The organism is Amycolatopsis sp. NBC_00355 (assembly GCF_036104975.1).
GTDB lineage: Bacteria > Actinomycetota > Actinomycetes > Mycobacteriales > Pseudonocardiaceae > Amycolatopsis.
This window is the reverse complement of sequence record NZ_CP107982.1, coordinates 9,047,406-9,068,225: the sequence shown is the minus strand read 5'-3', so window position 1 is coordinate 9,068,225 and position 20,820 is coordinate 9,047,406. Positions and strand designations below refer to the sequence as shown.

Here is a 20,820-nt window from a genome sequence, read left to right as displayed (position 1 = left end):
CTTACTGTTACATGCGACGGGCCGCTGTACCCCAGAACGTCACCAAAGTTGAGCCGTACAGGTGACATTGACGACGGTTAGCCGACGAACGGCGACTAAGCAGGTGAACCGCTTAGCTCGTCCAGTTGTCACGTGAGCGCTACTGCCCCGCGGACGAGTAACTGCTCTCTAGATCAGGACGAAGGAGTAGACGGCGAGGACGGAGTCTTATGATGCCGCAACCAGAAATTCACCTCCAGCCGCGCCAAGCGGTGTGGCTGGCGCTCATGCTGGTCTTCGCGGTTACCGCAGTCATGCAGCTGAGGTTGGCTGCCGAGATGCACACGTCGTGGGGACTGTGGGTGGCCGGCGGGCTGGCCCTCGCCGCTGCAGGATGCGGGATTGCGATACGGCAGCAGCCCTAGTAACAATCTCGGCTGTCACCGTCTTGGAGCTAGCGACTCGGCCGTCATGGCGTCAACGTTGACAGCTTCCCCTAGCGCGCTTAGGCAGGAGCCGATCATGGTTGATGCCATCGACGAGATCGAGCAAGAAGCCCGCCGTAAGCGATCTTGGCGACCGGCTCGGCTACAGGTGAGCTCTCCGGCACACTCAACCATTGAAGTGTCCGGGTGGGCAAAGTGGTTCCCAGCCGACCACGTCTCCATGGACCACGCAACCGGCGTGACCGTAGCGAATCACTGCCGAACGATCCAGGAAGAGCACTACCACGTCCGCCGCGCATCCATCTCCATGGAGCCGCTACTCGATATGACAGACAGCGTCCGGAGCGCACTGGACAAATTACTCAAAGATCCGCAGAGCTCCGGCGCAACCCAAGACTTTCAAGATACCCTGCGACGCCAGCTCGGAGCACACACAAGCCCCGAACGAACTAGAACCGAGCTGCCTGTTCACCGATACTTTGACACAAGCGTTTGGGACACCAGCGTTGTGCAGCTTGGCGACTACTCTCGCCTGAACGCTGATACTCACTACGTTATCGAGGAGATGACGTTCAAGCTTGCAGAACTGCTTGCCGATAACGCGGATCTAGTAACCTCATTCGTTAGGACAATACTAGACCCCAGTAATACATCTGTTGCCAACTCGTTCCTTCACGACACCATGAAGATGACCGGACACCTCGACGATCTCAAAATGCTCAATCAGATTTCAGAAGAGATCGGTGACCCTGGCACTTCCGTGCGAGGCTTATTCGGCTTGGTGCAGGTCGAACATCCCACAGCCGTCGCGATCGGCGTCGGCAACAAGTTGACGACCAGCTACAGCTTGGATCTCCCGAGACTCAAGCCTGACACGCTGCTTGCCGACATGGAAAGTTTGCGCGCCAGCTTGGGCATCACGGCACCCGGAGCTGTTGACGCCGTCCATAGACCTGGCAATCCCAGCCGTCGATGATGACTTCGACTTATCGAAACTTCCATTTCGAGCATCTCCGGTAGAGAGTTCAGACCTAGAAGGTTTTGTCTTCGAACACGATCCGCAAATTCCACCCTTCGATGATGACCTGACCCCTCTGCCATCGCACGTAGACGGAATTGGGCTGGATCATCCGGGATCCGGCATCGTTTTAGGCCAGGTTGGAACTAAGGGGCAAGCATGGTACACAGGCGCAACAGAGCAGTGGTCCTAGTGGTCGTGTCGGTGATCCTGATCGGTCTCGGCGTCTTGCTGTTCACCGTCGATGTTGGCAAGGCGTCCCAGTACGCAGGTGTTGGCAGCTTCCTCGTTGGCCTGTTGACTGCATCCATGTCCGCGGTGTTGTTCATTCGGACGGTGCGCAGTCCCCCTACCGAACACAAAACAAGCCACGACTCGCCTCCTGCCACAGAAGGCGAGCGCAAGCAGCGTCGCCGACAGGGAAACTACCCCACCGTGAACGGAGACGTGAAAATATTCAGCACGGGCGACTATGCACACAATGAATACACGGAGGGACAGCCGCCGTCCAATTGGCGGCCCGAGTAAGGATACTGCGGTACGATCCATCGCAGGCGCTGAGCTGCTGCCTGGTCGCAAACCTTTGGTACGTGATTGCTCATACTCGCCGGCCAATAGGTACGGCTCGAGCGCGTCAGCGAAGCCACGGTGACAGCCGCTCGGCCGCGGACGGAGTGGCCTCGCCGTTCCTATGCGTGCGGCGCACCCAAGGGTGCACCCGCAGAGTGCACCTCAGCTACGAGGCGTCATCACGACCCGAGCCAGCAAGCCGAAGCGCTTAGTCAAGCACGTCACGTAGCTTCGTAAGCTTCGTCGATGGTCAGCGTCAAGCCTCTGCCCACCTGCGAGTCGACACGGTCAGGCGTGAGCTGAATGGCCGGCGCCCGGTCTAGTCATGACTGCTGAAGGTAGATCTCAAGTTGCCAGGACCCGAGTTCGAGGAGGCCCTCGACTCCCTCGGGCCGCTCCGCGCGCAGCTGCGGGTCCATGAATATCGGGCGAAACGACCAGAGGACATCCGAGACATGTGTCCGGTTACCCAGGAGGTCGTTATTGCCGTGCGGTACGCCGTCGCGCCACTCTGGGCAGGGCGATACCGCACTGTCGCGTAGCCATTCAACCTGGTCGTGGTCGGTCGTACCTTCCGTCATCTTGCCCCCTCGCAGGTGTGATGTGGCCAGCTGGCCATCCACCAGGGTAGCCGAACTGCGCGCTGTTTGATCTTCGTAAATCAGAGTGAGGCGCCGAGCAAACGCCTTCGTACGTTCGGCAACTTTGGCTAGCATCACCCCTCACGACAAAGTCAGGGGTCCACGGTGAGGCTGGAGCCAACGAGCGAAGAGAAGTTCGCCTTCGCGCTGCTCATCACCGAGCTAGGCGTATCGGTAGACAGCGGGCTTGAGCAGCGCGCGCCAGGACAGGTCGATGCGCTGCTGACTTACCCCAACGGCGACCAGTCCGTCGTGGAGGTCACCATCCTCTGCGATCCCCGCGAGACTGAGCTGTGGCGCCTATTGCAGAAGCGCGGCAATAAGTGGCACCTTGAGGGGTCACAGCTGTGGTGGACGGTCGGCCTCCACCCGAAGACACCACTCAAGCAGTTCAACCAGTACTTCAGGGAGGCGTTTGCGCTGCACGAGCAGTACGGCGCTATCCACCCCGACGTGTACCTGCCGCGTCACGTAGTCGCCTCGTCGCCGGCGCTGCAGTGGTTCGAGAAACACCAGCTGAACATCTTTGGTCACGAGGATGTGACGGACGATCCGCGATACAAGGGGCGCCACTCCGGAACGGTCAACGTCACGTCGGAGGGACGCAGTGGCGCGGTGGGCAATCCAGAGATTGTGCCGCGTTGGCTGTCCGAGCAGGCGGGTACCGCTGGCTCGCAGATCCGCAAGAAGCTCGACAAGCTGGCCGCGTCCGGTATCACTGAACAGCACCTCTACCTACTCGTGGACTACTCCGCCCCCTCGTATGACTTCACTTGGATCGTTGGCGACGAGGAAGAGATGCCGACTGAGGAGCCGTTAGTGGGTAGCGCCTCCCACCTGTGGCTCGTGTCGACGTTCAGTAGGACGTACTTGCGGTGGAGCGCTGGTAGCGGTTGGAGTCGCCGCGAACTATCGACCTGAATCAGCTAAGCTGCCTCTTCTGCAGTCGCCGGCAATGTAATCTCATGCCGGAATCCGGGATCAAGAGTTACTACGCAGCCTAACTCTTTCTGTACCTCTAGGAGATGCACGCCAGCAATCTCGAACGCCTCAGCCTCTTCAGTAGGCCTACTTTCCAAGAGCCAGTCGGATCGAGAAAAAGCTTCAATCTTCAAAGGTTCACCTGCATCAGATTCAACAGCGAGGTCGACTCGGTCGAAATCTGAGAAGTCTTCGTCAATAGGCGAAAAGACATAAAAATTCATCGTGGACACAAATTCCCGTTGCAGCTCATCACGGTCCATCCGCTTAGCTTTAACGAAGTCAATAGCCCTAATTAGCACCCGCGACGCATTTCTCTCGTCGAACGTTCGCGCCTCGCGCAGTCTCTGCTCACGTTGCGCGGGGTCAGCCAGCTGTCCAAGAATACCCCGGAGCGCAATGTTGAAGGCTCGGCGATCTTCGCGAGTGCGCACAAAACGAAGCTGATCAAGCTGCTCGTCAGTCGTCTCAGGCATCCTGAATACGGCACGACCATCAGCCCATTTTAGCCGCTCTTTGGCCTGCTTATCTTTGGCAGCCTCACCACCCCCAAGCCCTCTTCGCTCACTATTTCCCGTAGGATGATGTTCAGTCATTTCCGCTGCTGTCATTATTTGATATCCTCCTCATTCTGAAAGCTTCGCTTCTCGTTGTCAACAGCAACCTTCGCTATCATGCCTAAATAATAGCTGGTCTGCGCACGTTTTTCGCGGTAAGCGCAAACAGTTGTTGCTAAAGACCAGGCTAGAAGAAGCAGCCACCACGCATCAGTGTGCAGGACAACACCGTGAAGCGGAAACGGGAGCGTAACATCCACCTCGCCATGGAGCTTCTGCACCGACCCAAGAATGTACATGAGTACCGAAATAAGCGAGTTAAAGCAGACCACAGCCAACGCAATAGATACCGTCAGCGACGATCGTGCGATACCTTTGCCATCCACACCGCGGCCCATGCCCGACGCCAAAAATGCCGGTAGGGCTAGGATCAGTGCAGGTGCGGCTTGAAATCCCACGCCACTTAAGCCAGCGCGTGAGATTGTGAAAAATCCTACAAGGACGGTTGTCAAGCCTGAAAGAAGTGCTACCGCAGAAAGCGAACCCGGCGGAATCTCTCGAAATCGAATTACCGATTTGAAGCTGGTGAGCAATGGCGCCTTGCCTGAAGACCTATCGGCGCCACGATTGACCCGGTCTGCCGCGGACACCAGGGAACTAGGATGCTCACCCTGTCGACGCACGTAAAGGTGCGCGATGGATCTGCCTTCTTTGTGATAAAGGCGAACGTAAGGCGGGGTCGGCAATACGTCTCTAAAGTCTCCTTGCGACATTGCTTCTTTCGAACCAAGTTTTTCCAGATGATGATCGAAAACGTACTGCCCAGCCGGGGCCTTTACCTGGAGGTGAAATGAGTCCGCCTGCAAAGCCCGCGACACAGGAACATCGATCGTCACTGGCTCAAGTCCCAGTCGCGCACGCAGATGTTCCTCAGAACTATGATTCATCAAGTCTGAAGTAACTTCGTGCTCGTATTTAACCAAGAAGTTCCTGGTTTTCGGCCTGGGAACTTCGGCGGCGATAACGTAGTTATAGGCCAACGCTTTACACACTTGAGTTATCTGCTCTAAAGTCGCCTTGCTAAACAGCGTCGGCCATGCCCGAAGGCGATCTTCGATGTCTTTGAGGACATCCTTTCTGAGGTCAAGCGCTTCCGAAGCGGCCGACTGATCCGTCGGCGTGTTACCGACGAAGCAAACCGCATTAACGATGACATCATCCATCACATCTTTAATTACTTGACTGCGATCTTTGTCCAACTCCAGGTCTTCGACGTGTGCAACCAAATGACGTTTGAATAGAGCTTGCACCGTCGTCGCAAGAAGGCCGCGCACCTCGTACTGGGAAAGAAGGGAGAGTGGAGCTCCGGACTGAGAGTAGGCTCCAAACCTATCGAACATGAGCCCTTTGCGGGCAGTCACCAGCGGAAGCAAGGTACACTCATATGGAAGTTCAGGTGGTATTTCGATCTTTGGTGCGACTTCGGTTGCTATTGAGACTTCTTCAACTTTGGTTTTCTCGTCCTCGTCGAGCGTTTTTTCATTGGGCCTGTCATATCGAAAGCTTAAGGTTATACTAGTGCGAAGTTCACGTCCATCGACATGTACTTCCTGATCGACACGTACCAAGTAGCTTGCCAGGTTGCTTAGGACATTCTGAAAATAAGCTATTGCTTCGGTCCCATATTTTGCTTGTACGTATTGAGCCGCCGCCTCTATGTCTCGCAGTCGAGGTTGACGACGTTGAGGCTTACCCAGCTCGCGATCCTCAAGGCTTGGCGCATGCCGAAGGCTTCGCAGCCACCACGCGAAGAAGATCAGGAATACGATGCCTGTCAGGTGCCACCAGCCTCGTATCAACCAGACATCAATAAGACTGACGTAGAGTGCTGCGACCAGAGCGAGCGAGGCTACGATCATCCGCAGCCTCCCTCGTAACATGTCGTCTCGCATACGCTTCTTCTGCATGCACCCTGCCTCCCCGCGCTCGCCAGGATAGCGCTCCTGTCGAGCGGCCCAGGAGCCTCAAGTTTGGCATCGTAACCGCGCCTGACGCTCGACAAACGTGTTAACTTTTACGATCTTGTCGCGTCGAACACTCGGAGTCACCCGCAGTTCCACACGCGGAGTCAATGTCGTCCGCCGAATAGTGACGGTTACAGGACTGTCGGTAACTTTTTGGCCTCACGCAGGAGATAGCTGGGGAAGAGCTGCTCCGACCAGTGGTTTTTCAAGGTGAAAGATCAATTTCTTCCCGCTGGCGACACTGAGCGGTCTACCCTTCGAGAAAGCGCCGTCGGGATATTGAGCGTGCAGCCGGTCGCCTGTTGTGGCCAAACTTGCACGATTCAGCTCAGCACCAACCGCCGGATGTCCTGGTTGAGCTCCCGCACCGCGGCCAGCTGCCGATATGGCGTGGCAGCGGTCTGCAGCTGGCGGAAGGCATCGAACACCCGCTCAGAACGCACCGCACCAGCCGCGGCCGGGGCGTCACGTCCCAGCTCAGCGTCATGTAGCGGGTCATCGTGGGCCATGGTCAAGGTCGCCAAGTTCGCCATGGCGAGCGCCTTGCCCCGACGGTGGCCGGCGGGGAATGCCTGGATGGAGCTACGCAGCCGTCGTTCGGCGTCGCCGGGCGCGCCGCCGTTGAGCGCCAGACCGAGAAGCGCCCGGCCGTTGTCCCGCGCTAACCTCGACTGGTCGTAGTAGCGAATCCACTCCGGCTCATCGCCAGCGCTGGCGGCGAAGGCATCCCAAGCTCACCGCCCGACCGTCTAGACCTCAGGCACCGGAGCTACTTGACCGGCACGACAGTGGATCTTGTGTCCCGACCCCTCTCGACGTTTTCCCACGTCAACGGCCGGATCACCGTCTTCCGTATCGTCTCCGTTGACGAACGCAACACCCTCCGTCACCATGGACGACGACCGCCGCAACATCCGGCAAATTGCTCGCAAGGAGGAATCATGCGTGCTCGGTTTCTTGGTAAGGACCCCGACTCGCAGGTCGACAACTCACCGACGCTGTTCGCCACCGACCGGACCGACCGGGTGACGTACATCGCCCAGGGCTGGAAGGTGACCGATCCCCAGGTGCTCGCCGACGTCGGCCCGGTACCTGACCACGAGACCCTGATCGAGATCCCCGAGGACGTGCTGAAGTTCTACGCCCGCCGTTACGTCCAGGAGGGGGAAGAACGCTGACCGAGCTCATCAAGCCGGGGCCGGAGTTCCGGCAGCTCTTCCACACGTTCGAGCACACGGCCTTCCGACTGGAGACGTTCGACCAGTACGACGCCACGTACGAGAACGAGTCCCTGCGCAAGTACCTGGCGGGCGAGCCGGACGACCTGCCGTGGATGCAGAGCTGGCTGACCATGCTCGGCGAGGCAACCGCGACCGGACGCACCTTCGCGCGGGTGCGGGTGGTGACGACGCCGCTGACTGACTACAGCCGCTTCGGAGTGTGGTGCTCGCAGTTCACGGGCAGCGCGGGCGAGGACATCCGCTACCTTCCTCGCGACCAGGCCGGCGATCTGCCGCAGCACGACTACTGGCTGTTCGACTCGCGCAAGCTGGTACGGATGCACTTCGATGAGCACATGACGTTCCTCGGCGGTGAGGTGATCGAAGACCCGGCCGAGATCGTTCGACACAACTACTGGCGGGATGTCGCCCGGCATCACGCGGTACGACGGGAAGACTTTGCCACGGAATAAGGCCACAGGTGCTTCGATTGTCCACGAAGCACGGATGGCACTCGGCGCACGACTCCGCGAGTTGCGCGAACAAGCCGGGCTGACCGGCAAGCAGCTCGCGGAGTCGCTTGGCTGGCAAGCCTCGAAGGTCTCCAAGATCGAGAATGGCAAGCAGACCCCGAGCGTCGCCGACATCGAGAACTGGACGCGGGCGACTGACAGCTCAGATGAGGCGCCGGCGCTGCTGGCGTCCCTGCGGACGCTTGAGGTGCAGCACGCCGAGTGGCAACGCATCTTGCGCGGCGGCATCCGGCCCCGGCAGAACTCCCTGGCCGAGCTCGACCAGAAGACGCGGCTGTTTCGCGTGTTCGAGCCAACGGTTATCCCCGGCTTGCTGCAGACGTCGGAGTACGCCCGGGCGCGGTTCGCGGAAAGCATCCGCATCTTCAAACTGCCTAACGACATCAACGAGGCGGTTGAAGGGCGCATGAAGCGCCAAGACATCTTCTACCGGCCCGACAAGCGCTTCCACTTCATCCTGACGGAGGCGGCGTTACGGTTCGGGATGTGTTCCGCGGCAGTCATGCTCGGCCAGCTCGACCGCTTAGTGTCGCTGTCGGCGCTGCCCAACGTGAAGCTCGGGATCATCGGGTTCGAGACGCAATACACGGCCTCCCCCTGGCACGGCTTCTGGCTGTACGACGACCAGAAAGTGCTGGTCGAGACCTACTCGGCGGCGCTCAACCTGGCCCAGCCGCAGGAGATCGAGCTGTACGGCAATGTGTTCGGCGAACTGTCGGCTGTCGCCAGCTACGGCCGTTCGGCCCGAGCCATCATCACCCGCGCGATCGACGACCTGTCGGCACAGGTGGCCGATCCTTCCGCCGAATTGCCCTGAACTCACCCCGGTTTCGCCATTGCGAGCAATTCCGAGCAACTTGCTGGCCCGACGCGTAACGGCCTGCTTACTGTCCAGGAACGCCATTCGCTGACCTGGGAGAAGAACTCGTGATGACGCCGGTGCCATTGCTCGACGCCGACCAGATTGCCCGCTTGCCCGAGCGCGCCCGGGAGGTGGTCGAGTATCGCAAGAGCGGCCTGAGCCTCAACCACATCCAGGGCTGCCCGCTCGGGTGCGCCTACTGCATCCGCCACACCTACGGCCTGTGGGATGAGAACCAGCCGAGAGCCCTGATGACGGACGCGGCGGCCGTCGAAGAGCTGGTCAACCACCACTACTTCCAGCCGCACATCACGCCGATCCAGCTGTTCAACCGAGCGACCGAGCCGTTCTTGCCGAAGGTGCGGCCACATACCTTCGCCGTGCTCGAGGAGCTGGACACGCGGGAGCTGACCAACCACGTTCTGGTCATCAGCCGGCATCAGATGCAGCCCTACGACATTGAGCGGCTGAACCAGCTGCGGCACGTGAAGGTGACGCTGCTGTTTACGTACTCGGGCATCGACGACCCGAAGATCGAGCCGTACCCGTCGCAGGTCGCGGCCGACTCGCTGAAGCTGATGAGCGCCCCGCAGCTGCGCAGGTACCGCACGGTGCTGTACTGGCGGCCGCTGGTGCCGGGGCTCAACGACACCGACGAGCACCTGACCGCCGCGCACGAGCTGAGCCAGCACGCCGACGCCACGGTGTTCACGGGCCTGTTCTACCGCGATCAGATCGCCGCGTACTACAAGGCCAACGGCATCCCCGAGCCGTACGGGGACACGGCTCGGCGCAAGATCGTGCCCGAGACGCTGGAGCGGCGCGTCCTCGAGGCGTTCTCCAACTCGTCGGCCTTGTTTCGCAAGACGTCGTGCGCGGTCAGCTACGCCCACGGACTGCCGGACTACAACGGCCACTACGGCATCCGGGAACTGTGCGACATCTGCCCCTTAAGCCAGCTGGAGGTGTGTGCGGGCGCCCACCGCGTGCCGACGCGCGAAGACGTACACCAAGTCGCCCGCGTGTTGCCCGAAGCCGACCGCCTCCAGGTCGTAGACATCACCGAGCGGGCCGCCGTCGTGACGGGCTTGGCCGTGGAGCAACCGCGCTACTACCTGCAGCACGCGCTCGGCTTCCAGGTCCACGACGCACGTCACCCGCACCACGCGAACCGGCACGGTCGCGCGGACATCGGATGGAAGGAAACCGCCAGCTCATGACGGACTGGAAGAGCCTCAACTACGTCGTCGTCGATGTCGAAGGCAACGGCCAGCAGCCGCCCGATCTCGTGGAGCTGGCGGCGGTGCCGATCGTGGCCGGCGTGGTCGGTGAGACATCGAGCTGGCTGGTGAAGCCGGACCAGCCAATCTCGCACTTCGCCCGCCGCATTCACGGCATCAGCAACGAACAGGTCGAGGACGCACCGGTGTTCGGCTACATCGAAGCCGACGTGCGCAAGGCGCTCGACGCCTCCGCCCTGATCGCGCACAACGCCCACGTCGATGTCGGGGTGCTCCAGCGCAAGCTCGGTGACTGGGAGTGCCCCGAGGTGTTCGACACGCTCAAGCTCGCCCGACGCCTGCTGCCTGGCCGGAAAACCTACAAGCTCGGCGCGCTGGTCGAGGAGCTCGGGCTCGATCACGACCTTGATGGTGAAGACCGACCGCATCGGGCGACCTACGACGCCATAGTGACAGCCCGCCTGTTCGTTCATCTCGCAGGCCGGCGGACGCTCGAAGAACTTAGGGATCAGCCGTCAGGAGGTGATCGTGATGACGAGCCAGCGCTCTTCTAGCTCGAACCGCATCGGCTTTGGCTCCATGCAGCTCACCGGCCCCGGCCATTGGGCCGCGCCGGACAACCCGGAACAAGCCATGCAGGTACTCCGCGATGCGGTCGACGCGGGCGTGACACACATCGACACCGCCGACGCCTACGGCCCGTTCACCGCAGAGAAGTACATCCGCAAGGCGTTGCATCCTTACCGCGACGGCTTGGTCATCGCCACCAAGGGCGGTCTCACTCGCCAAGGTCCCGACCGGTGGGCACCGTGTGGGCGGCCGGAGTACCTGCGCCAGTGCGTCGAGATGAGTCTCCGGCGGCTCCAGGTCGAACGGATCGACCTGTACTACCTCCACCGCATCGACCCCGCCGTAGTCATGGAGGATCAGCTCGCTGTGCTCTCCGACATGCAGGCTGAGGGGAAGATCCACCACATCGGGCTGTCCAAGGTCGACCTCAGTCAGGTCCGCAAGGTCAGCGAACTGATCGACGTCGCGGCCGTGCAGAACAAATACAACGTGTCGAACCGGGCGTTCGAAGAGGTCCTTCGCTACTGCGAACTCGCCGGTGTCACTTTTGTGCCGTACGCCCCGCTGGCATCAGGTCGGCTCGCAGAGCCTCATGGTGTGCTTCACGAGCTGGCTACCCAGTACGGCGCGACGCCTGCCCAGCTCGCGCTGGCGTGGTTGTTGCACCGGTCCCCGGCGATGATGCCGATCCCCGGAACCAGTTGCAGTGCACGTCTCCACGAGAACCTGGCAGCTCATCAGATCGACCTCACCCGCGAAGCCATGGCCGCTATCGAACTGGCCGCCACCAGAATCGCGCGGTCAGCAGTCGGGAAGGAGTGATGATGAACCTCCGTCCCTCTTCTGATCGCAGGCACGGCCTGTTCGTCAGCGTCGACGGCCCCGGCGGGGCGGGCAAGACCACGATCGTGCGCCACTTGGCTCAGATGCTGCTGGCCCGCGGTGAGCAGGTGCATGTCACCGCGGAGCCCTCCTCCAGCGCGATTGGGCAGCTGGCCTCCGAACTGACGCCGACGGTCACCGGTCATGCTTTGGCCTGCCTGTACGCCGCTGACCGCTACCACCACGTCGAGTCCGAGATCCGGCCTCACCTCCGGGACGGCGACATCGTTCTCTCCGACCGCTACCTCGCGTCGGGCCTGGTCGTGCAGCGCTTCGACGGCGTTGACCCCGTGTTCCTGTGGCAGCTCAACGAGGAGGTCGAACGGCCAGACCTGACGGTCATCCTGGAAGGTGACCCCCATGTCATTGCTGAACGACTAGGTGAGTGCGGCCCGCACAACCGCTTCCAACTGGCACCCGACAGCAGCCACGCCGAGGTCACGTACTACCGGCAGGCGACCGAGACCTTGATCGATGCGGGCTTTGAGGTCCTGCGGGTGGACTGCAGCCGTCGCCCACCAGAGCAGGCCGCTGCCGTCATTTGCGACCGGCTTACGCCCCTCCTCGCACCAGGCGAGGTGCTGGCCTAATGAACGAGTCGATCACCGACATGGAGGCCGTTCGCCGATACCCCGAACTCCAAGCTCTAGTGACGGCACGGCAAGCCGGCTGGATATTCCGCGCGCTGCACGAGGATGACGAACCGGTCGGTATCGCGGGGAGTTACAGCCGCCAGCAGTACACCGACGCCCTGTTCGTTTTCGACCGCACCAACGTAAGTGCCGCCCGCGTCCTCGATGATGCCTGTGGTGGCGGGTGTGTCTGGACGAAAGAAGGCTCTGACCTTCAAGAGGTTGTCCATGAACTGCCCGGTCTACCGGAACCCGGCCAACCGCGAGCTCCCGCACTGGTTAGGCGCTCCAGCCTGCTGTGGATACCCGGTGAACGCCTCCATACAGGTGCACTGCGAGCTACCCGTGCAAGCCGATGTTCCTCAGATGCGAGACCAGCCTCGCTTTCAAGCCGCGCTCGACTTGGTGGCGCTCCCCACCGCCGTGTCCGTGGCCCGCATGTTCGTCGCGAACACCATGCGTCAGTGGGGCACCCGGCCAACCGTCCGGGTCGAGCGCATCGAGGAAGCCATTGAGGCCTTCTACCTGCGGTTCCGCTTGAGCCCAGCGCTCCGTGCCCACATTCAGCAGGCGATCCGCGGCGAGCTGGCCCAGCAGGAACGCGAAGCGAGCGACCACCTCAAGCGAGCCCACCGTCAGCAGGAGCAAGCCCAAGACGAGCGACAGAAGCTCTTGCGCGCCCACTACGCCGGCGCCGTGCCCGAGGATCTGCTCGCGACTGAGATGCAGCGGCTCACTCGCCAGCTCGCCGAAGCCGACCGCGAGATCCGGAGTGCCCAGTCCACAACCGCAGACATTGAGCAAACGCTGCACGAGGCACTTGCAGCGGCTGAGCAGTGTCCGGCGGCCTACGCCAGTGCCCCGGACAAAATTCGGCGGCAGATAAATCAGGGGTTCTTCGAGAAGTTGTACATCGGGGAAGACGGGTCGGTGGTGGTCGCGTCCTCACTGAGCCATTTGCCGCACTGCTCGACAGCCCGCGCGGTGCGGACGCCGTGGGCATCCGCGACCAGGCCGCCGAGACGGACGGAGACGCCGCCGACCGGCGTGGCGCGGGGGAATGCTTCCGGACGATGTTCGAGGACGTCAGGGGCGGTCTGGATGGCGAAAACGAAGCAACCCCACCTGGTGAGGAATTCACCGGATGGGGTTGGAATAAGCGTGGTTTGGTGGGCGCAGCAGGGTTCGAACCTGCGACCGCTCGGGTGTAAATCATGTGGTTCTTGCGCCTGACCTGCGGATTGAGTGTTCATCAGAGTCTAACCGCGCCACGTCCGACCAGGTCAGTTCAGGGTCGTTCACAGACATTGATGTCGCCAACTGATGTCACCGAGGACGCATCCTGAGCTGGCTGACCAGCACTTCACCCGCCCATCCACTAAGCATCGAGCCGTCGAGCAGCGATCGCGGCCAGGCAGTCGGGGCAAAGAATGCCGCCGAGGCCAGCCGGTGCGTCGCCGCACTTCGCGCAGGTTGGTGTGGCGGAGGTCTGGTCGGTCATGCCTCGATCACACCATCCCGTCGATCGGCGTGCTCAAGGACCTCGCGTAGGTCGGCCTGCTCGACATGTCGTCGGCGCCCACAGTCTCGGGAGTTGTCGGCCCACAGCACTGACAGTCCCCGCGAGATGACTCCTCAACCTGCCTGGTTGCGCAGGATTCTCTTGGCCGCTCGAACGTAGAGCTGCACTACAGCGACCGCCGACGCAGGTAGCGCAGCTCTCAAACCGTCAAAGCTAACACTCACGCGGCCTGAGATGCGGAGGAACGAACCCGTTCTCACGGTCGATACAGTCCGCCGCAGGTGGTGGCCATTGAGTCACACCGATAGCCGTGTTCATGCCTCCGCCGGGAACAACGCCATTCAGAGTGGCGCCGGTGAGATCGGCACCTTCCAAGTCGACGGCCGAAAGATCCGCAACCGTAAGATCTGCGCCACTCAAGTCGTCTCCCCGCAGGCTAAAAGCACCCGCAAATTTCACGCCAACCATCTTCGCGTGCGTGAACTTCAGCTGAGTAAATTTTGACCACGGCGCCTTGGCGTAAGCAAGATTAGCCTCAGAGAAGTCCGTACGCTCGACCGACGACGTACTCAGATAAACGTCCTCCAAGTCGGCACCGCGAAAGCTTGAGTCTCGTATTGATGCGGCGCGCATGTCGGAATTCGAAAAGTTCGCATTGTTATAATTCGCTCCCTTAATTCGAATTCCCTGAAGACAGGAGCGCTGCAAGTCCAAGGATTCCACATCCTGTCGCACGTCGCGCCGCCCAAGGACAGTTATCACGGCTTGAATATCGGTCGCCAGAGCCTTCCGCTCTTCTCCCGTGCCCATTCTTGGCGGGCACGAACTCGCCGGGGCATGTTCCCTCACGAACGCCGAGAGGACTTCCATTACAGTTGCATAGTTATCTGTTGAATCACGTGCAATTACTTCGAGGGCATATATTCCACCAAGTCTTACGTCTAGCTTTTCCGAACCAATTTGCTCGACCGACTTACTGAAACGATCCGCAAGTTGCCCTTCCTGTGTCACCTGCAAGGATCGCAAGGTAACCACGACGGCAAAAATTGCCGCGAAGGCTGTCACCACCGACGTGACTGCCGACCAACCCTTCCATTCGAAGACAAGGTGCCAGCGCCCCTTACGTGCACCAGGAATGACTTCCGCAGGGACGCCGTTTTCTTCGACGGAGTCGTGCTCCATTTTGAACATTGCCCCCTTGTGGGTACCTTGCGAAGAGTCTCCCGCATTGGGTCGGCGTCAGTGATCCGACCGTTACAACATGGCACTCCGCTTGCGCCAGAGTCTTGCACGTTCAGCACGGACGGTAGGCCGTGATCCGGTGGCCTTCGCCAAGCTGCTGCGTGAGGGTCAGGTGCCCGATCTGCGGTCCGGGTGAGGCGTTCGGTGTGTCGTCGGTAAGCCTGGAGAAGTCGAGGTGACAGGCGTCGACCAGGAGCGTCCCGCCGGGCCCGGGCTGGCTGGCCTGGCCGGGGAGCCACAAGTTGTTGACGTAGTCCGCCGGGTCGGTGACCTGGCCGGCCAAGGCCCGGATCGCGGCCTGGCAGTCCGGGACGTGGTGAGCGTCAGCGAGCTGGCGCTGCGCCTCCGGCGTGAACATCCAGCACACGTTAGTGACCGCATAGGGCCGGTCCGGCCACGCGATGCGCTCAACCAGGAAGGCCACCATGCTGGCCGGCGTGCGAGGCAGGATCCGCGCCACCGCCTCCTCATGCCCCTGATCCAGCACGCGCTGCGCGTCCTCGGCCTGCTGCGCGGCGTCCACGACGAGCCCAATGACGCTGGCGACCAGCAACGCCCCGCCGGCGGCGAGCGCGCTGATCGTCTCGCGACGCCGCACCCGGAACCGCAGCCGCACCGCGGCGACCACGCCCGCGCCGGTCACCGCCAGGCCCACCAGCAGCGCCCACCACCACGGGTCGACGTAGGCCAGCAGCCACACGTCGGTCACCAGCAGCGCCACCGTGGCCGTAGACGCCACGCCAAGGCGCTGCCGGACCCCGAGCAGCGCCAGCACCGCCAGCGCCACGACAGCGCCCGTCCACGGCCACATCTGCCACCCGGACAGCCACCACGCCACCAGCGCGAGCACAGCCGCACCGACCAGCGCGGGCACCCGCACCGCCCGCTCGATCGCGGCCCGGCGCTCTGCTCGGGCCGTCTGCCGTGCCGCCGTTCGCTGGCCGGAGGCGGCCAACCTGTCGAAGATCGTTCCTCCACCCATCAGCCCAGAGTGCCGCGTGAACAGCAGTTATGCCACTACGCTCGAACACGTGAGCGATATTCCAGGGTCATTGAGGGGGGCCGCGAACATCCCCGAGCAGGAGGATCTGCCGGTCCGTTCAGCTCGCCGTCATGCTCGGTGCCTCAACGGCCACGACCTCGAACAGGCCGGAGTGAACGGTGGCTACCACCATGACCTGCGCACCTCGACCTGGACGTGCAACCTCTGCCGGGAGCTGCACCTACCCCGTGCGCGATGGCTGGTGATCGAGCACGGGCAGCCCACGCCGGCCGAGCAGGCTGCCGAGCGGGCCCGTGTCTGGCCGGTCCTGCTGGTGGCTCGCCGGCCGGAGGCTCGCGCCGGGATCGGGCGACTGGAGCTCCGGGTCCGAGATGCCGCGATCGCCGACGTCGACCTGCAGCTGTGCGGTGTCGACCACCGCGGCGTTGTCCGTCGGATACGAGTGGACGTCGCGTACCTCCGGCGCGGGTTCGGCACGGTGATGCTGGACGCCGCCATGGCACGCGGCCCCGGCTATCACTGGTCCACGGTCGAGCTCGATCCCAGCCCGCAGGCGCGAGCGTTCTGGGCCACCCAGGCCCCCATCGAGCAGTTGCACCTCGGAGAACCGCACTACTGCAGCCACATGCGCGAAGCCAACGGCGACTGGTTTTAGGGCCGTTACGGCCGACTAGTGTTGCAACCGACCCTGAACACCAAGGAGGGCGACGAGTGAGTCAAGCGAAGAGTTTGACGGAGGAGTCAGCACCCGAGGTCGCCATTGTGGCCTGCCAGAAGGTTGGCATAGATAGTACGAATGCCAACCTGATCAGGCTTGGATCCAATGCCGTATTTCGACTTGACGGCCGCATCATATTGCGGATTTCGCGCGAGCAGAGCGGATTTGGCGACGCCAATCGCCAGGTCGGAGTTGCGCGATGGTTGGCCGACGTCGACTACCCGGCCAATCGCGCTCTTGACGTTTCTCAGCCTGTTGATGCATCGGGGTATCCCGCAACCTTCTGGGAGTCCGTCTCAGAAGAGGAGCAGTATGCGAGCATTGGACAAGTGGCTGAACTGATTCGCTCTCTTCACGACTTGCCAACGCCCGAGGGTCTATCGCTTCCGACAAAGGATCCCTTCGGGGAACTGGAGTCCCACATGGGCGCACTGGAAAACCTTGAATTCCACGATGCCAATTTCCTGCGAAATCGCATTGACGAACTAAAAGACACCTATGCAGACTTAGAATTTGAATTACCAGCAGGCGTGATTCACGGCGACGCTAACGTGGGTAACGTGATTCTGGCACGCGATGGCAGCCCATGCCTGATCGACCTGGACAGCTTTGGGATAGGTCACCGAGAGTGGGACCTGGTGCAAACAGCCCTGTTCTACGAGCGCTTCGGCTGGCACACGACCGAGGAATATAGGACATTTGTCGACATCTACGGCTTTGACATCATGAAATGGCAAGGTTACGAGACGTTAGCCAGCTATCGAGAGATTTCGATGACTCTATGGCTTGCTGCGAAAGAATCAACGAAGGCTGCCACTGAAGTAGAAAAGCGGGTTGAGGCGATCAGGACAGGCGGAGATCGGCGTAATTGGGCACCATTTTAGCGTCCTGAGATGTCCAGAGCTTTGCCGTTGACACGCGCTCGACAAAATCTCTGGATTCGACACTTTTGCCAACCTTGGTGAGGCGCGTACGGAACTCCTCGACGTACGCGCCACATCGAGCAGATTTCAGGCTCTCTCCGATGTTAATGGCCCTGAGTGCAACGTCGCACGCTTGGGCGACGTCGCCGCCGTCGAGATGAGAATCGGCTAGAACCATCGTTGCGAAGAAGTCGCTTCGGACGTAACCACTAGACGTCGGACCAAGGGACTGCGAGGCGTAGGCGACGCCGTCGTTCGCGCGACCGAGGTCGCGGTTGCAATGGCCGAGTTCTGCGGCCAGCTCCGCCTCATTGAAGTACGAAAACCAATCTGCGGGATCATTGTCAGGATCGCGACGCTCGAATTCGCGCACCGCGGCTGCCATCGCCCTGTCGCACCCGGCGACGTCTCCCATTCGCGAAAGGGCGCGAGCTTCCATTGCGGCAAAATGAGCAGTGGCACTGGGCGAGCCCGCGAGAGTTGTGCCCATCTGCGCAGATCTGGCCAGGTTGGCGGCTTCTTTATATCGCCCCAAAAAAGTTGCCTGATGACTCATGGCATCCAAAATGCTGGCACCAAGAAGTCGATCGCCGGCGCTCTCCGAGATTCGCAAAGACTGAATGAAGTAGCGCTGAGCCAAGCCGTGCAATCCGGCGTCGTACGACATCCACGCACCTAACAAAGTGGCCTGCGTTGCCGCCTTGAATAACTCTCGCTTGGTCTGCTCATTCGTCGTGCCGCCCGCGAGAACGCCGACGAGGTCTGTGCGCAGAAACTCGATCAGGGCTCGCCGTGCATGACCACCGCCGTGCTCGCCGTCGAGCGCGTCGAACATGGCGGTCGTTCGGCGGATTCCTCGAATGTCAGCCTCGCCAACCTTCCGCTTGCCTGTGTCACTCAGCACGTCGTCGCGTGTCGTCACCAGCCATGAGAGGGCGGCTTCGTTCCAGGCGGCCGAGTTGGCCGGCGCGTCAATGACAGCCGCCATACTGTCTACGTCTGCCTGCCACAGGTGCGCGACTGCTTTGACGCTATCCGCCAAGGTATCGGGGTAGTCCAGACCAAGGTCGGCTTGCACCTTCTGCGCCTTGCCGAAACCGACTTCGCCTACCCCGACCTGTCGACCAAGTCGCTGCGAGAGCGCGGAGACTATGGCGTCTCTCGTTTTGGCGTCGCGCGGAACCATCCCGTCAAGCCAGCGCCGCACGTATGTGTGCGTGAACGTCCTCCCAGCCTGCTGCCCGACGGCGCGTGCGAACACCTTGAGGCCAACTGAGCCGTCGTCACGCAGGTAGCCGGCCTGGAGCAGCAGCCTCCGCAGCTGATCGTTACTCACTGCCCCACCTCCCCCGGTTCGACTGTGCCCCAGTGTACGAGTGTGCCCCCTAGTGTGCCCTGTTCGTGCAGCTCAGCGGCCTGTTTCATGAAGTCAACAACATCAACGGCCGACACAGGCCCAGAACGCAGGAGGATCAAGTGGCTAAGAACATGCTCCCGAACATGAAGGCTGGCGGCGGCCTCCTGAAGAAGATCGTCGGTGCAGTGATCGCGCTGGCCATCCTCGCTCTGGTGATCAACCATCCGCACGATGCGGCGGGGATAGTCAACTCCGCCACGGATCAGAGCGGCGGCGTGATTGACAGCGTCGTCGAGTTCTTCCGAGACCTCGGCCACGGCTAAGCCTGGCCGGCCTGCAACTGGTCAACGGACTGCCGCAGGGAAGCAACTTCCGCCTGCAGGCCTCGAACCTGTTCCGACAGCTGCTCCAAGCTCAAGGGCTCACGACCGGGCGTTGCGGCAACAACGCGACCGACTCCGGCGCGGGCGACAATCCAGCCTTCTTCCTGCAGATACCCAAGGGCCCGCTGAGCCGTGGCAACAGCGACGTCGAATCGTGAGGCGACCTCACGCTGATTCGGCAGTTGACTACCTGGGCTCAGCTGCCCGGACTTGATGTCCTCGCGAATCTGCGCAGCGATCCGCTCGAATGCAGCTTGACCTGCACGTTCTGGCTGACTCTCCATCCCGCAACCCTACCGAACTGAACCTCTCCGAACTAGTTCACCTGATCGGCCGATTCCATCACTGAACTAGTCCGAACTAGTCTGGACTCGTTCGCAACGAAAGGATCAACCCGATGAGCAACGCACGACCGAACACCACCCGCCGCCAGCTCGAAGGCGCCGCAGACGACCTGGAATTCGACGCGCTGGCGATCGACCTGGTCGAGCTGGACGAGACCGAAGCCCTGGGGGTCGAGGACGAGCTGGCCGGGGTCGCGGACCTGCTGGCCGAGCTGGACGTCCCGGCGCACGAGCTGCCGGAGTTCGTCTACGACACCTACGAGCAGGCCGAGTTCGCCCCCGCCGCGCTGGCGCCGGTCATCGAGCTTCGCGGCCCGGCCGCCGACGTCGCGACGCTGGGGGAGGTGGCCTGAGATGACGAACTCGACCGTTCGGGGGCTCGCGCTGTTCGCGGCGCTGCAGGCCACCTTCGCCGACATTCACCCGGTGTGTGACCAGTGGCTGCAGTCCAACGAGGACGCGGCCGGTAAGGGCAAGCCGGGCCGGGAAGGCGCAAAGCACTGCGCCCGCCACGTGGCCAGCTACACCGCCGGTCAGGTCGCCGCCGCCACCGCCGTGACGCGAGTGCTGGGGTTCCGGACGCCGCTGCGGGCGGTGCTGGCGGGCGCGGCGATCAACGCGGTGACGCACTACGTCATCGACCGCCGCGAGCCGCTCAAGGCCATGGCCCGACTGGCCGGGAAACAGGGCTACATCGAGCACGCGACGGTGCAGCGCCGCGACGGCGTCATCGACGTCGCCGGGCCGGGGACCGCGCTGACCGAGCTGGACCAGGCCGCGCACCGCGCCATCGGCGTGGCCGCGTCGCTGGTCACCACCTGGATCGCCCTGCGCTGCGGGAGGACGTCATGACCGACCGCCTGTTCGTCCCGGCCCCGCTGTCCGGGCTGCTGGCCACGATGCCGCCCGCGACCGCGACCCCGTGGGACCGGTGGGAGTGGCTGGACCAGACCCACTGCAGCCTGAAACAGCTGTTCAACGGCCCGCACGGGCTGCAGGCGATGCGGATGGACCGGGCCATCCTGGCCGCCCGCAACGCCACCCACGACGAGATCGAAAACAGCACCACCACCTCGGCCGCCTGACCCGGCCCGCGCGAATTCCGCGCCACTTCTTCGCAATTCCCGCATTCGCACCAGGGGACCGCCATGCCCGGTCCCGCCTCGGCCTGC

Annotated in this window: 28 protein-coding genes; 16 read left to right on the top strand and 12 right to left on the bottom strand. The window is 62.0% G+C overall.

The features are described 5' to 3' along the window. The first annotated feature begins 501 nt into the window (after positions 1-501). Complete coding sequence (locus OHS18_RS42065; RefSeq protein ID WP_328614561.1) at positions 502-1,401, top strand: hypothetical protein; 900 nt, start codon at positions 502-504, stop codon at positions 1,399-1,401. Positions 1,402-1,641: 240 nt separating this feature from the next. After that, entirely contained in the window at positions 1,642-1,971 is a 330-nt protein-coding gene (locus OHS18_RS42060) for a hypothetical protein (protein WP_328614560.1), read from the top strand. 365 nt (positions 1,972-2,336) lie between these two features. Here the strand turns inward: OHS18_RS42060 and OHS18_RS42055 are convergent, their stop codons facing one another. Then, entirely contained in the window at positions 2,337-2,594 is a 258-nt protein-coding gene (locus OHS18_RS42055; RefSeq protein ID WP_328614559.1) for a hypothetical protein, read from the bottom strand. Positions 2,595-2,759: 165 nt separating this feature from the next. On the opposite strand from OHS18_RS42055, the gene OHS18_RS42050 reads away from it, so the two are divergent. Beyond that, positions 2,760-3,575 carry a hypothetical protein gene (locus tag OHS18_RS42050; protein ID WP_328614558.1) on the top strand — a complete coding sequence of 272 codons (816 nt, stop codon included), beginning with the start codon at positions 2,760-2,762 and terminating at the stop codon, positions 3,573-3,575. A 5-nt stretch (positions 3,576-3,580) separates the two neighbouring features. On the opposite strand, the gene OHS18_RS42045 is transcribed toward OHS18_RS42050, so the two are convergent. The 3 genes from OHS18_RS42045 to OHS18_RS42035 form a co-directional block, all read right to left on the bottom strand. Then, positions 3,581-4,246, bottom strand: coding sequence for a hypothetical protein (locus OHS18_RS42045; RefSeq protein WP_328614557.1), 666 nt, complete (start codon positions 4,244-4,246; stop codon positions 3,581-3,583). Next, positions 4,246-6,159 carry a hypothetical protein gene (locus OHS18_RS42040; RefSeq protein WP_328614556.1) on the bottom strand — a complete coding sequence of 638 codons (1,914 nt, stop codon included), beginning with the start codon at positions 6,157-6,159 and terminating at the stop codon, positions 4,246-4,248. Before OHS18_RS42040 ends, OHS18_RS42045 begins: the two co-directional genes overlap by 1 nt. 380 nt (positions 6,160-6,539) lie before the next feature. Then, the gene (locus OHS18_RS42035) at positions 6,540-6,749 is read right to left on the bottom strand and encodes a hypothetical protein (protein ID WP_328614555.1); all 210 of its coding nucleotides are present in this window, start codon (positions 6,747-6,749) and stop codon (positions 6,540-6,542) included. A gap of 408 nt (positions 6,750-7,157) precedes the next feature. Between OHS18_RS42035 and OHS18_RS42030 the strand changes: the two genes are divergently transcribed. The 7 genes from OHS18_RS42030 (at position 7,158) to tmk (ending at position 12,114) form a co-directional block, all read left to right on the top strand. Beyond that, positions 7,158-7,394, top strand: a complete 237-nt coding sequence (locus OHS18_RS42030) for a hypothetical protein (protein ID WP_328614554.1) — start codon at positions 7,158-7,160, stop codon at positions 7,392-7,394. Beyond that, positions 7,391-7,909 (top strand): DUF6879 family protein, encoded by a 519-nt coding sequence (locus tag OHS18_RS42025; RefSeq protein ID WP_328618673.1) that lies wholly within the window; start codon positions 7,391-7,393, stop codon positions 7,907-7,909. The genes OHS18_RS42030 and OHS18_RS42025 overlap by 4 nt, the downstream gene beginning before the upstream one ends. A 34-nt stretch (positions 7,910-7,943) precedes the next feature. After that, positions 7,944-8,786 carry a helix-turn-helix domain-containing protein gene (locus tag OHS18_RS42020; RefSeq protein WP_328614553.1) on the top strand — a complete coding sequence of 281 codons (843 nt, stop codon included), beginning with the start codon at positions 7,944-7,946 and terminating at the stop codon, positions 8,784-8,786. Positions 8,787-8,899: 113 nt separating this feature from the next. Then, a complete protein-coding gene (locus tag OHS18_RS42015) occupies positions 8,900-10,051 on the top strand; it encodes a radical SAM protein (protein WP_328618672.1) in 1,152 nt (383 codons plus the stop codon). Then, a complete protein-coding gene (locus OHS18_RS42010) occupies positions 10,048-10,626 on the top strand; it encodes a 3'-5' exonuclease (RefSeq protein ID WP_328614552.1) in 579 nt (192 codons plus the stop codon). The genes OHS18_RS42015 and OHS18_RS42010 overlap by 4 nt, the downstream gene beginning before the upstream one ends. Next, positions 10,604-11,464 (top strand): aldo/keto reductase, encoded by an 861-nt coding sequence (locus OHS18_RS42005; RefSeq protein ID WP_328614551.1) that lies wholly within the window; start codon positions 10,604-10,606, stop codon positions 11,462-11,464. Before OHS18_RS42010 ends, OHS18_RS42005 begins: the two co-directional genes overlap by 23 nt. 2 nt (positions 11,465-11,466) lie before the next feature. After that, positions 11,467-12,114 carry a dTMP kinase gene (gene tmk, locus OHS18_RS42000; protein ID WP_328614550.1) on the top strand — a complete coding sequence of 216 codons (648 nt, stop codon included), beginning with the start codon at positions 11,467-11,469 and terminating at the stop codon, positions 12,112-12,114. A 56-nt stretch (positions 12,115-12,170) separates the two neighbouring features. On the opposite strand, the gene OHS18_RS41995 is transcribed toward tmk, so the two are convergent. From OHS18_RS41995 to OHS18_RS41970, 6 genes are all read right to left on the bottom strand, one after another. Further along, positions 12,171-12,386, bottom strand: a complete 216-nt coding sequence (locus tag OHS18_RS41995) for a hypothetical protein (protein WP_328614549.1) — start codon at positions 12,384-12,386, stop codon at positions 12,171-12,173. A 109-nt stretch (positions 12,387-12,495) separates the two neighbouring features. Further along, positions 12,496-12,969 (bottom strand): hypothetical protein, encoded by a 474-nt coding sequence (locus OHS18_RS41990; protein ID WP_328614548.1) that lies wholly within the window; start codon positions 12,967-12,969, stop codon positions 12,496-12,498. A 74-nt stretch (positions 12,970-13,043) separates the two neighbouring features. Then, entirely contained in the window at positions 13,044-13,409 is a 366-nt protein-coding gene (locus tag OHS18_RS41985) for a hypothetical protein (RefSeq protein ID WP_328614547.1), read from the bottom strand. A gap of 125 nt (positions 13,410-13,534) precedes the next feature. Next, positions 13,535-13,657 (bottom strand): hypothetical protein, encoded by a 123-nt coding sequence (locus OHS18_RS41980; protein ID WP_328614546.1) that lies wholly within the window; start codon positions 13,655-13,657, stop codon positions 13,535-13,537. A 234-nt stretch (positions 13,658-13,891) separates the two neighbouring features. After that, positions 13,892-14,869: a pentapeptide repeat-containing protein gene (locus OHS18_RS41975; RefSeq protein WP_328614545.1), complete on the bottom strand. Its 978-nt coding sequence runs from the start codon at positions 14,867-14,869 to the stop codon at positions 13,892-13,894. Between the two features lie 103 nt (positions 14,870-14,972). Beyond that, complete coding sequence (locus OHS18_RS41970; protein WP_328614544.1) at positions 14,973-15,902, bottom strand: hypothetical protein; 930 nt, start codon at positions 15,900-15,902, stop codon at positions 14,973-14,975. A 49-nt stretch (positions 15,903-15,951) separates the two neighbouring features. On the opposite strand from OHS18_RS41970, the gene OHS18_RS41965 reads away from it, so the two are divergent. Both OHS18_RS41965 and OHS18_RS41960 read left to right on the top strand, forming a co-directional pair. Further along, positions 15,952-16,578 (top strand): N-acetyltransferase, encoded by a 627-nt coding sequence (locus OHS18_RS41965; RefSeq protein WP_328614543.1) that lies wholly within the window; start codon positions 15,952-15,954, stop codon positions 16,576-16,578. A 56-nt stretch (positions 16,579-16,634) separates the two neighbouring features. Next, on the top strand, positions 16,635-17,525 hold the full coding sequence (locus tag OHS18_RS41960) for an aminoglycoside phosphotransferase family protein (RefSeq protein WP_328614542.1): 891 nt from the start codon (positions 16,635-16,637) through the stop codon (positions 17,523-17,525). Here OHS18_RS41960 and OHS18_RS41955 read toward each other — a convergent pair. Then, a complete protein-coding gene (locus OHS18_RS41955) occupies positions 17,485-18,900 on the bottom strand; it encodes an XRE family transcriptional regulator (RefSeq protein WP_328614541.1) in 1,416 nt (471 codons plus the stop codon). The two genes, OHS18_RS41960 and OHS18_RS41955, sit on opposite strands and share 41 nt — an antisense overlap. A gap of 65 nt (positions 18,901-18,965) precedes the next feature. Here OHS18_RS41955 and OHS18_RS41950 point away from each other — a divergent pair, with 65 nt between their 5' ends. Continuing rightward, the gene (locus tag OHS18_RS41950; protein WP_328614540.1) at positions 18,966-19,244 is read left to right on the top strand and encodes a hypothetical protein; all 279 of its coding nucleotides are present in this window, start codon (positions 18,966-18,968) and stop codon (positions 19,242-19,244) included. On the opposite strand, the gene OHS18_RS41945 is transcribed toward OHS18_RS41950, so the two are convergent. Further along, complete coding sequence (locus OHS18_RS41945) at positions 19,241-19,588, bottom strand: GntR family transcriptional regulator (protein WP_328614539.1); 348 nt, start codon at positions 19,586-19,588, stop codon at positions 19,241-19,243. The genes OHS18_RS41950 and OHS18_RS41945 overlap by 4 nt on opposite strands. Before the next feature lie 113 nt (positions 19,589-19,701). Here OHS18_RS41945 and OHS18_RS41940 point away from each other — a divergent pair, with 113 nt between their 5' ends. Genes OHS18_RS41940 through OHS18_RS41930 form a run of 3 tightly spaced genes read left to right on the top strand, consistent with a single transcriptional unit; the run spans position 19,702 to position 20,733 of the window. Further along, the gene (locus OHS18_RS41940) at positions 19,702-20,001 is read left to right on the top strand and encodes a hypothetical protein (RefSeq protein WP_328614538.1); all 300 of its coding nucleotides are present in this window, start codon (positions 19,702-19,704) and stop codon (positions 19,999-20,001) included. Position 20,002: 1 nt separating this feature from the next. Then, positions 20,003-20,500 (top strand): hypothetical protein, encoded by a 498-nt coding sequence (locus OHS18_RS41935; protein ID WP_328614537.1) that lies wholly within the window; start codon positions 20,003-20,005, stop codon positions 20,498-20,500. Continuing rightward, entirely contained in the window at positions 20,497-20,733 is a 237-nt protein-coding gene (locus tag OHS18_RS41930) for a hypothetical protein (protein ID WP_328614536.1), read from the top strand. The genes OHS18_RS41935 and OHS18_RS41930 overlap by 4 nt, the downstream gene beginning before the upstream one ends. The last annotated feature ends 87 nt before the right edge of the window (positions 20,734-20,820 follow it).

What these genes read in the sequence shown, in the direction of transcription:
- OHS18_RS42035 (WP_328614555.1), bottom strand. Translation starts at nt 6,749, where the DNA reads ATGGCGAACTTGGCGACCTTGACCATGGCCCACGATGACCCGCTACAT.
- OHS18_RS42020 (WP_328614553.1), top strand. Translation starts at nt 7,944, where the DNA reads ATGGCACTCGGCGCACGACTCCGCGAGTTGCGCGAACAAGCCGGGCTG.
- tmk (WP_328614550.1), top strand. Translation starts at nt 11,467, where the DNA reads ATGAACCTCCGTCCCTCTTCTGATCGCAGGCACGGCCTGTTCGTCAGC.
- OHS18_RS41945 (WP_328614539.1), bottom strand. Translation starts at nt 19,588, where the DNA reads ATGGAGAGTCAGCCAGAACGTGCAGGTCAAGCTGCATTCGAGCGGATC.
- OHS18_RS41935 (WP_328614537.1), top strand. Translation starts at nt 20,003, where the DNA reads ATGACGAACTCGACCGTTCGGGGGCTCGCGCTGTTCGCGGCGCTGCAG.
- OHS18_RS41970 (WP_328614544.1), bottom strand. Translation starts at nt 15,902, where the DNA reads ATGGGTGGAGGAACGATCTTCGACAGGTTGGCCGCCTCCGGCCAGCGA.
- OHS18_RS42010 (WP_328614552.1), top strand. Translation starts at nt 10,048, where the DNA reads ATGACGGACTGGAAGAGCCTCAACTACGTCGTCGTCGATGTCGAAGGC.
- OHS18_RS41930 (WP_328614536.1), top strand. Translation starts at nt 20,497, where the DNA reads ATGACCGACCGCCTGTTCGTCCCGGCCCCGCTGTCCGGGCTGCTGGCC.
- OHS18_RS42040 (WP_328614556.1), bottom strand. Translation starts at nt 6,159, where the DNA reads ATGCAGAAGAAGCGTATGCGAGACGACATGTTACGAGGGAGGCTGCGG.
- OHS18_RS42015 (WP_328618672.1), top strand. Translation starts at nt 8,900, where the DNA reads ATGACGCCGGTGCCATTGCTCGACGCCGACCAGATTGCCCGCTTGCCC.
- OHS18_RS42030 (WP_328614554.1), top strand. Translation starts at nt 7,158, where the DNA reads ATGCGTGCTCGGTTTCTTGGTAAGGACCCCGACTCGCAGGTCGACAAC.
- OHS18_RS42055 (WP_328614559.1), bottom strand. Translation starts at nt 2,594, where the DNA reads ATGACGGAAGGTACGACCGACCACGACCAGGTTGAATGGCTACGCGAC.
- OHS18_RS42005 (WP_328614551.1), top strand. Translation starts at nt 10,604, where the DNA reads ATGACGAGCCAGCGCTCTTCTAGCTCGAACCGCATCGGCTTTGGCTCC.
- OHS18_RS42065 (WP_328614561.1), top strand. Translation starts at nt 502, where the DNA reads ATGGTTGATGCCATCGACGAGATCGAGCAAGAAGCCCGCCGTAAGCGA.
- OHS18_RS41975 (WP_328614545.1), bottom strand. Translation starts at nt 14,869, where the DNA reads ATGTTCAAAATGGAGCACGACTCCGTCGAAGAAAACGGCGTCCCTGCG.
- OHS18_RS41995 (WP_328614549.1), bottom strand. Translation starts at nt 12,386, where the DNA reads ATGGACAACCTCTTGAAGGTCAGAGCCTTCTTTCGTCCAGACACACCC.
- OHS18_RS41980 (WP_328614546.1), bottom strand. Translation starts at nt 13,657, where the DNA reads ATGACCGACCAGACCTCCGCCACACCAACCTGCGCGAAGTGCGGCGAC.
- OHS18_RS41940 (WP_328614538.1), top strand. Translation starts at nt 19,702, where the DNA reads ATGAGCAACGCACGACCGAACACCACCCGCCGCCAGCTCGAAGGCGCC.
- OHS18_RS41985 (WP_328614547.1), bottom strand. Translation starts at nt 13,409, where the DNA reads ATGAACACTCAATCCGCAGGTCAGGCGCAAGAACCACATGATTTACAC.
- OHS18_RS42045 (WP_328614557.1), bottom strand. Translation starts at nt 4,246, where the DNA reads ATGACAGCAGCGGAAATGACTGAACATCATCCTACGGGAAATAGTGAG.